Origin of the sequence: Kitasatospora sp. NBC_01539, assembly GCF_045040525.1 — a bacterium.
GTDB lineage: Bacteria > Actinomycetota > Actinomycetes > Streptomycetales > Streptomycetaceae > Kitasatospora.
In genome coordinates, this window is sequence record NZ_CP109390.1 from 7,894,647 (window position 1) to 7,906,992 (window position 12,346).

Below are 12,346 nucleotides of genomic sequence, written 5' to 3' on the forward strand. Positions count from 1 at the left end.
CGTGACAGCGTTGGGGGAGGCTGGCCGTTAGGCTGGGCCTCCCCATGCACATCCGACGCGTGGACATCATGGCCGAGGAGAGCGATCGTGGCACAAGGACGTAGTGGCATCAGGGGTTCCCGCATCGGGGCGGGGCCGATGGGGGAGTCCGAGCGGGGCGACCTCGCCCCCCGCAAGTCGGTGTCGTTCTGGTGCGGCAACGGCCACCACACCCAGCCCAGCTTCGCGATCGAGGCCGTGGTCCCGGAGACGTGGGACTGTCCCAAGTGCGGCCTGCCCGCCGGCCCTGACCCCGACCAGGCCCCCGTCGCCGCGGGCAACGCCCCCTACATGACGCACCTGGGCTACGTCCGGCAGCGCCGAAGCCAGGAAGACGGCGAGATCCTGCTCAACGAGGCACTGGCCAAGCTGCGCGGCACCATCTGACCTCTTCGCGACCGCGCTCCGGCGGAGGCGATCCGGCGCGGCGGCCGACCGCTGCCCGCCGAGACGGGGGCCGCCCCCCGTCACCGGCTCGTCCTCCGCCGTGCGACCGGCGCCGGCCCCTACGCCGGCCCCGGCCTCCGGCGCACCCGGGTCCGCACACCCACCCGCGCGGCGGACGGCATCCGCGGCGCGGCCGAGGCCCCGCCGGGTCGGCTGGCTACGGCCCGTTCCACGACCCGGCGTGCCACACCGAAGCCTCCGCCGGACCGGACCGGACCGGGCCCGCGCCCGGTTCGGGCCGGACGGCATCCGCCCCACCTCCCCGTACGGGGTGGTGCAGCACTCGGACCGGTTCCGTCCAGCGCCGCGGTCGTCGTCTCCGCGGCCCAGGCCCGCCGAAATCCCGAGGAGTCGGTCGGCGGGCCTGCTACCATGGTCGGCAAGGGACCGCTCCACCCCCTCCCGCGAGCTGATCGCGGTCGAGAAAACCGGCAGAGGTACTTCCTGCCACGGGAGACCGCACCACAGATCACGGCGACACGTTTTCCGACGTCGCGCCATACGCAGGCCCAGGTCGCATGCAGACACCGCGCCGACCATGCCGCAGCCAGCCAGCCAGCCAGCCAGCCAGCCAGCCAGCCACGGCCGGCCCTGCTCGGACACCGGACACCACCCGTTCCGGCGCGCCTGGAGCTGCACGGCGCACCTGGTACTGCCGCCCTTCGACATCACCTCCAGGGGAGGACCCTCTCGTGAGCACCACGACCGAACCGTCAACCGCATCCCGAACCGTCCTGCGCGAACCGGCCGCCGACCGCCCCGCGCTCGACGGCCCGCCGCGGGCAGAACTCCACCAACTCGCCTCCACCCCCGGCATCCCGGGCACCGCACGGCTTCGCAAGGGCGAGCTCGTCGATGCGATCACCGCCCGACGCGCCACCGCCCGTCCGGCCACGAACCCCCGACCCTCCGGCGCCGCCCGTCCCCGCACCGCACCTGAAGCCCCGCCGCGGCGGACACCGGCCGGCCACCGATCGCGCCAGGCCGCGTCGACCCCGACGAGCGATCTCGTTCCGGCCTCCGGCGTCCTGGACATCCGGAACGACCACGCCTTCCTGCGCACCTCCGGCTACCAATCCGGGCCGGACGACCTGTACGTGTCCATGGCCCAGGTGCGCGCCTTCGGCCTGCGCCCCGGCGACGTACTGACCGGAGCCACCGGCGCCCACCGCGACGGCGACCGCCGCCCGGCCCTGGCCCACGTCGACACCGTCAACGGCCGAGCCGCCGACCAGGCCCACGACCGGCCCGAGTTCACCGGACTGACGCCGATCCACCCGCAGGAACGGCTGCGCCTGGAGACCGACCCGCGGCAGCTGAACGGCCGCGTCATCGACCTGGTCGCCCCGATCGGCAAGGGCCAGCGCGGTCTGATCGTCGCGCCGCCGAAGACCGGCAAGACGATGATCATGCAGGCCATTGCGGACGCGGTCACCCGCAACCACCCCGAGGTCCACCTGATGGTCGTCCTCGTCGACGAACGCCCCGAGGAGGTCACCGACATGCAGCGCTCGGTCAAGGGCGAGGTCATCGCCTCGACCTTCGACCGGCCCGCCCGCGACCACATCACCGTCGCCGAACTCGCCGTCGAGCGCGCCAAACGCCTGGTGGAACTCGGACACGACGTGGTCGTGCTGCTCGACTCGATCACCCGGCTCGCCCGCGCCTACAACACCGCAGCCCCCGCCTCCGGCCGCATCCTCACCGGCGGCCTCGACTCCGCGGCGATCTACCAGCCGAAGAAGTTCTTCGGCGCAGCCCGCAACATCGAGAACGGCGGCTCCCTGACCATCGTGGCCACCGCCCTGGTCGACACCGGCTCCCGCATGGACGACCTGATCTTCGAAGAGTTCAAGAGCACCGGCAACATGGAGCTGCGCCTGGACCGCAGGCTCGCGGACAAGCGCATCTTCCCCGCTGTCGACGTCCAGGCCTCCGGCACCCGACGCGAGGAGATCCTCCTCGGCCCCGCCCGCACCTCCGCGACCTGGAAGCTGCGCCGCGTGCTCAACGGCCTGGACACCCGGCAGGCGATGGAACTGCTCCTGGACCGGCTGAGGAGGACCGCGAGCAACACCGAGTTCCTCCGTCAGGTGACCGTGACCGGGCCCGGTGCCGGCTGACGGCTGACCGCTCCGGCCGCCGTACCGGGTACGGGCCGGGCCGACGGCGGTTGGTGTGCGACGTTGCGCCAGCGTGTGCGCCCACCGTCCATGATCGGAGTCCTGATGGTCCGTCGCCGAACCCCCGTCCCGGCTGTCCTCGCAGCGGCTGCCGTCCTTGCGGTGGTGGTCGTGTCGGGCTGCTCCGGCGCCGCGGTGCAGCCCAGGAGCGGTGCAACACCCGTCCCGGCGGCGCCGTCGGCCACGACCGGGGAACAGCTCAGGACGTGGTGGGAGGACAGCGGCCTCATGGCGCTGAAGGACATACAGATCGACACCGCTGCCATCACCCAGGCCCTTCCCGGGGGTGACGGCGAGACGATCGCGCAGAAGTGCCGGGCACTGACGTTCCACATCACCCAGGACCAGGCGGCGGCGCCGGTCCCGGGCACCCAGGAGCAGCAGCACTGGTCGAAGGCGCTGGCCCTCCTCGGGCAGGGCGCGCAGCACTGCACCGACGCGGCGGAGGGTGGGGAGGCGAGCGCGATGGCCGGTGCGGTCGCCGAGATGGGGCGGGGTCTGGACGAGCTCGCAGCGCTGGCGCACTCGTCCGGCGGGCCGATCGTCCTGCCCGGCTGAGTGTGCCGAGGCGTCGGACGGTCGCGGCGCCGTCCGGCGTCCGGGCCGGTCACGGCAGGGCAGGGGCCCGCACCTCGCCTGTGCGGTCGACGGACCGATCGGGAAGCACGGCGTGTCCGCGCTGCTCCACGGCGCCGTGCAGGTCGTCCTTCGGGCGTGGCCCGCGAGGCTGTCGGTGCCGGCCGACATGATGGTGCGCATGGCACTCGACTCCTCCACTTCCTACGCCGACGCCGTCGCCACTGCCGTTCGGGCGGCCGCCGCGTACTACGCCGACGGCAGCACCCACCTCGGCGACGACGAGTACGACGCGCTGGTGCGCGACATCGAGGCCTACGAGCAGGAGCACCCCGACCAGGTCCTGCCCGACTCCCCGACGGGGAAGGTCGCCGGTGGCGCCGCGGTCGGCGACGTCCCGCACACCGTGCCGATGCTCTCCCTCGACAACGTCTTCTCCCCGGAGGAGCTCGCCGACTGGGCGGCCGGCCTGGAGCGGCGTCTGGGCCGGCCCGTCGCCGCGTGGTGCGTGGAGCCGAAGCTCGACGGCCTCGCGGTTGCCGCCCGCTACCGGGCGGGCCGCCTCGCCCAGCTCATCACCCGCGGTGACGGGCTCGCCGGCGAGGACATCACCCACGCCACCGGATCCGTCCTCGGCCTGCCGCACACCCTCGCCGAGCCGATCGACGTCGAGCTGCGCGGCGAGGTGCTCCTGACGCAGGACCAGTTCGAGACGGCCAACACGCTGCGCACCGCGCACGGTGCCGTCCCCTTCGCCCACCCCCGCAGCGGCGCCGCCGGCACCCTCCGCGCCCGCGATCGCGCCTACCGGGTCGAGCTCACCTTCTTCGCCTACGACGCCATCGGCCTGGACCCGGCACTGGACCACAGCGCCCTCCTGGAGCGCATCGCCGGCCTCGGCGCCAACACCGCCGCCACCACCGCGGCCCACCCGGCCCGCTGCGCCACGGTCGAGGACGTGCAGCAGCGCGTCGAGGAGATCGCCGCGCTGCGCGCCGCCCTTCCCTTCGGCATCGACGGCGTGGTCGTCAAGGCCGACACCGCGGTCGACCAGGACCAGGTCGGCTCGGGCTCGCGTGCACCGCGCTGGGCGGTGGCGCGCAAGCTGGCCGCCGTCCACAAGGTCACCCGCCTCCTCGGTGTCGAGTGGAACGTCGGCCGCACCGGCGTCATCGCCCCGCGCGCCGTCCTGGACCCGGTCCTCATCGACGGCGTGACCGTCACCTACGCCACCCTCCACAACCCGGCCGACATCACCCGCCGCGGTCTGATGCTCGGCGACCAGGTCTTCGTCTACCGCGCCGGCGACGTCATCCCCCGCGTCGAGGCACCCCTCGTCGACGAACGCACCGGCGACGAGCAGCCGATCGTCTTCCCGGAGGTGTGCCCCCGCTGCGGCGACACCATCGACACCTCGCAGCAGCGCTGGCGGTGCGTGCGCGGCCGCGGCTGCCAGGCCGTCGCCTCCATCCGCTACGCCGTCGGCCGCGACCAGCTCGACATCGAGGGCCTCGGCGGCAGCCGTGCCGTCCAACTCGTCGACGCGGGCCTCGTCGCCGACGTCGCCGACCTCTTCGTGCTGACTCGCGAGCAGCTTCTCGCCCTGGACCGGATGGGCGCCACCAGCACCGACAACCTCCTCGCCGCGATCGAGGCTGCGCGCAGCCGGCCGCTCGGCCGGGTGTTCTGCGCGCTCGGCGTGCGCGGCACCGGCCGGACCATGTCCCGCAGGGTCGCCGCCCACTTCGGGTCGCTGGCCGCGATCCGTGCCGCGGACGCGGAGGCCTTCGCCGAGGTCGCCGGCATCGGCATCGAGAAGGCCCGGGTCATCGTCGCCGAGCTGGCCGAGCTCGGCCCCGTCCTGGACAAGCTCGCGGCGCGCGGTGTCGGCGTCGAGGAGACCGCCCCGGTCCGGCCGGCCGCCGACACGGGCGAGCGGGCCGGACCGCTCGCCGGGCAGTCCGTGGTCGTCACCGGCGCCATGACCGGCCCGCTCGCGGATCTCTCCCGCAACGAGATGAACGAACTGATCGAGCGCGCCGGCGGCAAGGCGTCGTCCTCGGTCTCCAAGCGGACCACCCTGCTCGTGGCCGGCGAGAAGGCAGGGTCCAAGCGCGCCAAGGCCGAGGAGCTCGGCATCGAGATCCTCACCCCCGCGGACTTCGCCCAGCGGGTCGCCGACCACCTGCCCGGGGCCTGACGTACCGGCACCTGACCACGCAGCGGCCGGGGCACCCGACGTCGGGTGCCCCGCCCGCTGCCGTACGGCGCGGGGACCGGGTCATCACCGACTGATGAACCGTCAGGACCGCTCGCGGGTCGATGGGGTGGTGGGTCCGATCGGCAGGCCGGCGGCCCGGGTCACCGCTGCAGGGGGTGTTGCGGGTGGTCACCCGGCCGGCCCGCGGCCGCCACCCCGTCCGGGAGAGCCTGGCCCCCCGGGTGCGGGTGCGGGTTCGGCCCTGCCCGCACTCCGCCCGGCATCCGGCCACTGCTCGACCGGCTGACCGCCCTGGGGATCCGTGGGTGGATCCTCGCCGGCTCCTGCGGCTACTGCTGTGACCGACAACGTCCACCGGGTTGGCGATGCCGGCACCCGAAGCGGTGGGATGAGTCGAAGGCCGTGAGGGGCGAGCGAAACCGGTTGCGGGTGCGGCCCGGGGCCTGAGACCGTGCGGGCTCCCGCAACTGCGACGAGGCTTGGATGACGATCTACTTCTACGGCGCGGACGAAGTCCCTTACGGCTGCTTCTCCAACTTCTCCGCCCACGACCTGGAACTCGACGGGCACGTGTGGCCGACCTCGGAGCACTACTTCCAGGCCCAGAAGTTCATCGGCACCCGCCATGCCGATCTCGTCCGTCGAGCTCGCACGCCGCTGCGTGCGGCCGAGTTGGGTCGTGACCCGTCCGGACCGTTGCGGCGGGACTGGGAGCGCGTCAAGGACGACGTGATGCGTCGTGCTGTGGCGGCCAAGTTCCGGGCGCATGCGGACATCCGCGGCATCCTGTTGTCCACCGCCGACGAGGAGATCGTCGAGGACACCGGCACCGACCACTACTGGGGCCGCGGCAGGACCGGGACCGGCAAGAACATGCTCGGCCGGATCCTGATGCGCACCCGCAGTCAGCTCCGCACCGAAGCCCAAGGAGGCCACGATCACTGCGAGTAGCGCACCCGAGAAGTGATGCCCATGCCGGAATCCGGGGACGGGCGGGGCGGTCAGGCTGCAGCGACGCCGAAGCGTCCGCCCCAGCGGATGCCCTTCCCGCTGCGGATGCGGGCACGTTCGCGGCGCCCTTGCAGCGGCGGTTGACGCCCCACAGGGTGTCGTCACCCATTGAGTGGCAGCCGTGGAAGTAGGTAACGCCGTGGGTGCGCTCGTAGGTGGCCGGCAGGCGGTCGGGGCGGCTTCGTTCGGCCCAACAGGATCCGGCGGTGGGACGGATGCCGGGCGGGCCGAACTCGTCGAACGCGAACGTCCGGTCGGGGAAGCGTTCCAGGACATCCTCGATCCGGCCGATCTTGGCGTCGCGGTCGGGCTCGGTGGACTCCTTCCATGTCTTGATGCGCTGGCACCGGTCGGGCAGTGGCGTGGTCGGTGCCGAGCATGCTCAGGATCAGCCCCGCGTGGAGCCGGCCCACTGCCACCGGCGTGCGCGGTCCGCCGGGCGCGTGCCGCGCCTCGTCAACCCGCGACGAAGCCCCGTGGCGCACGCCACGGGGCTTCGGGTCGGGACGGACAGGGGGCGACGGAACACCGCCCGCCCTGCCGGGCGGCAGATGGAGCGGGGCGGGGCGACTAGTGTGCGTACACCTCGAATTCGGCGAGCTGCAGGCCGGGAGCGCCGGAGTTGGTGGTGCCCTGGACGCGGAGGTAGCGGTAGGAGGCGGACGGGATGGCGATGTCGACCGTGTTGTTGTTGGTCGCCGGGTCGAACAGGTAGTCGGCGGGGAGGGCGACGGTGGTGAAGGTCCCGTCCTCGTCGCCGGCCAGGATCTCCAGGTGCTGGGTGCGGCCGCCCCAGCCGCCGTTGATCTTGAGCGACACGCGCGCCGCGGTCACCGGGGCGCCGAGGTCGACGGTGAGGGACTGCGGGGAGGCGAGCGCCGAGCTCTCCCAGTAGGTGTTGGTGTCGGAGTCGACCGCGTTGGCGGCGGGGAAGCCGTCGTGGGAGCCGCTGGCGGTGACCGGGCGGCCGGCGGCGAGGTTGCCGACGGTGCTGGTGACGACCCGGCCGGTGACGTGGACCTGGTAGCGGCCGGCGGAGGTGCCGTCGGAGACGGTCAGCGAGCCGTTGCGGTCGCCGCGCGCGGTGGGCGCGAAGCGGATGTCGACGGTGCAGCTCGCGCCCGGGGCGAGCACGGCGGCGCAGGTGTTCGCGAGGGTGTAGACGCCGGTGATGCCGACGGAGGCGATCCGCGCGGGCCGCGGTCCCGGGTTGGTGATGACGACGGTCTGCGGGTCGCTGCTCCTGCCGACCTCGTCGGTCTCGAAGGACAGCGTCCCTCCGAGGCCGCTCACCTGGAGCGGGCCGGGAGCCGGGTAGGCGCAGTGGGCGTCGGACCAGCCGCGGTTGCCGGGGCCTTCGGTGAACTCGAAGCCGGAGCCGCAGTCGTAGCGGCCGCCGGCACCGAGGCCGGTGGCGGTCAGGAGACGGGCCGAGGCGGAGCCCGGTGCGTTGAGCTGGAAGGCGAACGTCCCGGCCCGGTCGACGGTGTTGTGGTCGAAGTGGACGCCGTCGACCGACGATCCGAGGAACTGCACGGCCTCGTAGGCGCTGTCCTGGATCAGGTTGTCCCGGACGGTGACGTCTCCGGTCAGCGGGGCGTCGGCGGCCCAGAACCACAGCGCGCCCTCGCCGATGTGCGAGAAGAGGTCGAGCGTGCCGGTTCGCTGCAGGGTGTTGCGCGCGATGGTCGTGGTGCCGGCCAGGGGCACGGAGCCGAAGCGGTTGCCGACGTGGATGCCGCCGCCCTGAACGAGGGTGTCGGTGACCAGGTTGCCGGTCACCGTGTTGTCGCTGCCGCCGTAGAGGGCGATGTTGTTGGCGAGCGCGGGCGACTTGACGGTGTTGCGGGCGAACACGTCGCCGGAGTTCGGGTGCCGGTCGGACCACATCGCCAGGCCGTCGTCGCCGGTGCCGCGGACGTAGGTGTCGGTGACGGAGGAGTGGGTGATGCCGTCGTGGAAGTTGACGCCGTCGGCGGTCACGTCCAGGATCCGCAGGCGCGAGAGGCTCAGACCGTCGAAGGGGCCGTCCAGCCAGGCGCCGACCTTGGTGTGCTGGATCCAGATGTTGTCCACGGTCGAGCGCGCCAGCGCGCCGCCGATGCCGTTGACCTGGTCGGAGTCGTTGCGCTCCGCCACCTCGCCGAAGATCGCGAAGTCGGCCAGATGGACGTCGGAGCTGGCATCGGGCGCGTAGTTGCCGTAGACGCCGACGTCGGCGCCGTGCAGGACGCTGTGCCAGGGGCCGCTGCCGCGCAGCGTGACGCGGTCGACCAGGAGGTGGCGGGTCACCGTGAACGTGCCCGGCGGTATCCAGACGGTCCGGCCGGTGCCGCGGGCGGCGTCGATCGCGCGCTGGAAGGCGTCGCTGGAGTCCGCCCTGCCCGACGGGTCCGCACCGAAGGAGGTGACCGGGAGGGCGTCGCGGGGAGCGGACGCGGGGGCGTCGACGCGTTCGAAGTCGGCGGTGTCGATCACGTACCACGGGGCCGTGTCGCCCTTGCCGACCTGGAGGCGGACGGTGCTGCCGGCCGGCAGGGTGCGGTCGAACATCAGCCGCGCGTCGTCGTAGAGCTGGCGCCGGCCTCCGTCGGCCGGGTTGTTCGTCCACGGGTACTGGCCGTAGTACCAGCTGTAACGCGAGGTGACGGCAAGGGACTTGGTGAAGTGGCCGTCGACGTAGGCGCCGAGGGTCGCGTCGATCCCCTTGCCGTCGGCCGAGTCCGGCACGCTGTAGCGGACGTTGACCGCGTTGGCCGCCTTCTTCAGCGTGAACTCCACGTACTGGCCCGGCTTGTCGAGCTGGACCGCACGGCGGCCCACGGCCTCGGCCGCGAGTGTCCCGTACGCCCAGTCGGGGCCGAGGACGGTGCCGTTGGTCCGCGCGTCCTCCGCCTGGTACTCGACGAAGGGCGTGCGGGCGCCCGTTCCGCCGCCGGGTCCCGCGCCGGACTGCTCCTGTGCGGAGGCCCCGTGGGGCGCAGAGGTCCGCGGACTCAGCGCACCGGCCGGTTGCGCGAGGCCCGTCAGGGCGACGGCCATCAGCACGGCAACGGGCGCGCGCCTGCCTGTCCATCTCATCGTCATGTGTCCCGGTTCGCATCGTCATTACTCGGATGGGTGGGTCCCGCGCGGGCTGCCGGCGAGGCGCCTGGGTGGGAGGGAGCCAGTCAAGCAGGGCAACAAGACTTGAGCAATATATCTACAGATATCTGCAATATAACGACCCTTGGCGGGCGGTGATGGGATCGGGCGCGCGGCCCCCACCAGCGGCTTCGTTCGGTTCGCAAGGGGATGGCGCGTCAACGGGCCCCGCGGGCCGGCGCCGGTCGGCATGTCGGCTCGGCAATCATGTGGGGCAATCAAATGCAAAAAATGAACTGAAGTACGCAAGAAATAGGCTTCTGGTCCTCGCTCTGAGGCGCTGAAGTCGGCCGGGGCCGCCGACCGGCGCTCGGGGCCGGTGGAGGGAACTACCCCGGCGTACCCCGCACGTGCCGGACCTCGTGGTCGCCGTTCCACCACGCGTGACCGCCGGCCTTCCCGGGTAGGCGCGTGCCGTCGGGCGCTCGCACCCCGGCCTGCCGGCCGCGTGACCACGACCGACTGCGGCAAGCCCAGCCCACGAAGGACGCGTGATGACTTCTCCCACCCCGGCCCGGCCCCTGAACGTCTACCTCAACGACCACCTCACCGGCGCGTTCGGCGGTGCCGCCCTCGCCCGCCGCATGGCGGACACCCACGGCGAGGACAGCCGCGCGGCCGAGCTCCGCACCCTGGCCCGGGAGGTGGAGGAGGACCGCGACACGCTGGTGCGGATCATGAGGCGTCTCGGGGTGCCCGTGCACCGCTACCGCACCTGGATCGGCCTGGCCGCCGAGCGGATCGGGCGGCTCAAGCCCAACGGGACGCTCGTCCACCGCTCACCCCTGTCCGACCTGGTCGAGCTGGAGGCGATGCGCACCGGCGTCGAGGGCAAGGCCGCGCTGTGGAGGGCGCTGCGCGCCGTCGCCGACCGGGACCCGCGCCTGGACACGGCCGAGCTGGACCGGCTGGCCCGGCGTGCCGACGGACAGGCGCGCACGCTGACCGGCTGGCACCGTGCGGTCAGCGCCGAGGTGTTCACGCCGGCCGGTGCGGCCTCCGGTCGCGGTGCCGACCCCGCCCCGGGCCGGTGACCGTGCGGCCTCACCCCGGGCGGGGCCCTGGCCCCACCGCGGAGGGCGACGCGGGTCGGCGGCGGGGTGCAGGTGACGGCGGCGGCTACGCCCAAGCGGCCCGCAGCTGCTCTCGGTGGGCGGCGAGCCAGGTCGCGAAGGACTGCAGGGCCGGGTCGAGTTCGCGTACGGCGTCGATGTCCCGGGCCGCGGTGAACCCCTCCTCGCAGTCCGCGTAGTACTGGAACATGTTTCCGGCCTCGTCCGCGCCGGGGAAGCCGAGCGCTCGGAAGGCGTCCGGGGTCAGGGGGCGGTAGTGGACGGGGACGCCGACGGCCTCGGAGAGCGCCGTGGCCATGTCGCCGAGCCGCAGGTGCTCGCCCGCGATGCTGACGGTGGCGCCGATGAGATCGGTACCGCGTTCCAGGACGGCCAGGGCCGTCCTGCCGATGTCGTCCACCGCGATGCCGGCCAGGCGGCTGTTCCCCATCGGGAAGCTGAGCTGGAGGGCGCCGTCCTCGCCGCGCTGGGGGCCGAAGGCCCCGAGCAGGTTCTCCCAGTAGAAGGTGGCCCGGAGGCAGGTGGTGGGGACGCCGGCGTCGGCGAAGTAGTGGTCGGCCTCGGCCTTCGCGTCGAAGTGCGGCACCTTGTAGGAGCCCTGCAGGGTGGGCATCCGGGGGTCGTCGAGCGGGATGCACGTGCGGGTGTCCTCCAGCGTGGACCAGACGGCGTGCTGCACGCCCGCATGGCCCGCGGCGTCCGCCAGCGAGCGGGCCTGGGCCTTCTCGCGTTCGGCCGACATGTGCTCCCAGAAGTTGGTGACCAGGAAGGCGCCGTACGCGCCGTCGAAGGCGGCTCGGAGACCGGCGGCGTCGTCGATGTCGGCTCGGACTACCTGCGCGCCGAGCCGCTGGAGTTCGCGGGCACGGTCGGACTCGGGGTGGCGGGTGACGGCGCGGACGGCGAACCGGCTGCTCCCGTCGGTGAGAATCGCCCGGGCCAGAGCACCGCCCTGCTGTCCGGTCGCCCCGACCACGGTGATGATCTTCTTGTCCTCCACAGGCCCTCCTCGACTCGGTCCGTTGGCCTCCAGCGCACAGCAGGTGAGCGCTTCCGGCAAACCGGACGCCCGAGCGGTGGCCGCACAGGAGTACCGATCCCGGACCCGGCGCGCTCCGGTCTGCGCGTCGTCGGCCGGGTGTGCGGGGCCTGTGCCGCCGGTCGCCGCGGGTCGACCGGCGGAGGTTTCACCGCTCTCCCTGCCGGTCAGACGCGTGACGACGGGCGCTCGCCGTACCGCCGCCGGTCGGCGGCGGCGGTGCCCTTCACCCGCCGGTCGTGTCACCCGCCGGTCGTGGGCCGCGCACTGGTGTACGGGCCACCCCGGAAGGCCGGCGACCGACGACCTCGGAACGGAGGCAGGCATGGACGACATCCCGCAGGGCGGGGCCGGAGGCGTCCCGCTCGACGACGAGAACGGGCCGGAGACCGGGCAGGACCGTCGGCGTCCGGGCCACGGCCGACAGGAGACCCGTGAGGAGACGGCCGACCCGCCCGAGGTCAGACGGGGCGAGCCGGACGAGCTGGACGAGCCGGAGCCCGTCCCCAGCGGATCGGAGGAGTTCGTGCAGGAGCCGACCGACTGAGCCCGGCCCGGGGCGGCTCACCGAAGCCACCGCACCGTAGCCACCGCACCGACGGGACCCGGGCCG

8 protein-coding genes and 2 pseudogenes are annotated in these 12,346 nt (G+C 73.1%); 7 read left to right on the top strand and 3 right to left on the bottom strand.

What is annotated here, in order from left to right:
- Positions 1-87: 87 nt before the first annotated feature.
- From OG335_RS34275 to OG335_RS34295, 5 genes and pseudogenes are all read left to right on the top strand, one after another.
- Positions 88-426 carry an RNA polymerase-binding protein RbpA gene (locus OG335_RS34275; RefSeq protein ID WP_405015042.1) on the top strand — a complete coding sequence of 113 codons (339 nt, stop codon included), beginning with the start codon at positions 88-90 and terminating at the stop codon, positions 424-426.
- A 620-nt stretch (positions 427-1,046) separates the two neighbouring features.
- Positions 1,047-2,609: pseudogene (gene rho, locus OG335_RS34280) on the top strand (transcription termination factor Rho); the annotation flags it as partial.
- Positions 2,610-2,897: 288 nt separating this feature from the next.
- The gene (locus OG335_RS34285) at positions 2,898-3,227 is read left to right on the top strand and encodes a hypothetical protein (RefSeq protein WP_405015043.1); all 330 of its coding nucleotides are present in this window, start codon (positions 2,898-2,900) and stop codon (positions 3,225-3,227) included.
- A 187-nt stretch (positions 3,228-3,414) separates the two neighbouring features.
- On the top strand, positions 3,415-5,445 hold the full coding sequence (gene ligA / locus OG335_RS34290) for an NAD-dependent DNA ligase LigA (RefSeq protein ID WP_405015621.1): 2,031 nt from the start codon (positions 3,415-3,417) through the stop codon (positions 5,443-5,445).
- 504 nt (positions 5,446-5,949) lie between these two features.
- Complete coding sequence (locus OG335_RS34295) at positions 5,950-6,417, top strand: NADAR family protein (RefSeq protein WP_405015044.1); 468 nt, start codon at positions 5,950-5,952, stop codon at positions 6,415-6,417.
- 124 nt (positions 6,418-6,541) lie between these two features.
- On the opposite strand, the pseudogene OG335_RS34300 reads toward OG335_RS34295, so the two are convergent.
- Both OG335_RS34300 and OG335_RS34305 read right to left on the bottom strand, forming a co-directional pair.
- Positions 6,542-6,820, bottom strand: a pseudogene (locus OG335_RS34300) (IS630 family transposase); the annotation flags it as partial.
- A 227-nt stretch (positions 6,821-7,047) separates the two neighbouring features.
- The gene (locus OG335_RS34305) at positions 7,048-9,564 is read right to left on the bottom strand and encodes a discoidin domain-containing protein (protein WP_405015045.1); all 2,517 of its coding nucleotides are present in this window, start codon (positions 9,562-9,564) and stop codon (positions 7,048-7,050) included.
- Positions 9,565-10,115: 551 nt separating this feature from the next.
- On the opposite strand from OG335_RS34305, the gene OG335_RS34310 reads away from it, so the two are divergent.
- Positions 10,116-10,655 carry a hypothetical protein gene (locus tag OG335_RS34310; protein WP_405015046.1) on the top strand — a complete coding sequence of 180 codons (540 nt, stop codon included), beginning with the start codon at positions 10,116-10,118 and terminating at the stop codon, positions 10,653-10,655.
- Positions 10,656-10,740: 85 nt separating this feature from the next.
- Here OG335_RS34310 and OG335_RS34315 read toward each other — a convergent pair whose 3' ends face one another.
- Entirely contained in the window at positions 10,741-11,694 is a 954-nt protein-coding gene (locus OG335_RS34315) for an NmrA/HSCARG family protein (RefSeq protein ID WP_405015047.1), read from the bottom strand.
- Positions 11,695-12,058: 364 nt separating this feature from the next.
- Between OG335_RS34315 and OG335_RS34320 the strand changes: the two genes are divergently transcribed.
- Positions 12,059-12,280, top strand: a complete 222-nt coding sequence (locus OG335_RS34320) for a hypothetical protein (RefSeq protein ID WP_405015048.1) — start codon at positions 12,059-12,061, stop codon at positions 12,278-12,280.
- Positions 12,281-12,346 lie beyond the last annotated feature (66 nt).

Coding starts and splice junctions, on each gene's coding strand:
- OG335_RS34285 (WP_405015043.1), top strand. CDS start 2,898: ATGGCGCTGAAGGACATACAGATCGACACCGCTGCCATCACCCAGGCC.
- ligA (WP_405015621.1), top strand. CDS start 3,415: ATGATGGTGCGCATGGCACTCGACTCCTCCACTTCCTACGCCGACGCC.
- OG335_RS34295 (WP_405015044.1), top strand. CDS start 5,950: ATGACGATCTACTTCTACGGCGCGGACGAAGTCCCTTACGGCTGCTTC.
- OG335_RS34305 (WP_405015045.1), bottom strand. CDS start 9,564: ATGACGATGAGATGGACAGGCAGGCGCGCGCCCGTTGCCGTGCTGATG.
- OG335_RS34310 (WP_405015046.1), top strand. CDS start 10,116: ATGACTTCTCCCACCCCGGCCCGGCCCCTGAACGTCTACCTCAACGAC.
- OG335_RS34320 (WP_405015048.1), top strand. CDS start 12,059: ATGGACGACATCCCGCAGGGCGGGGCCGGAGGCGTCCCGCTCGACGAC.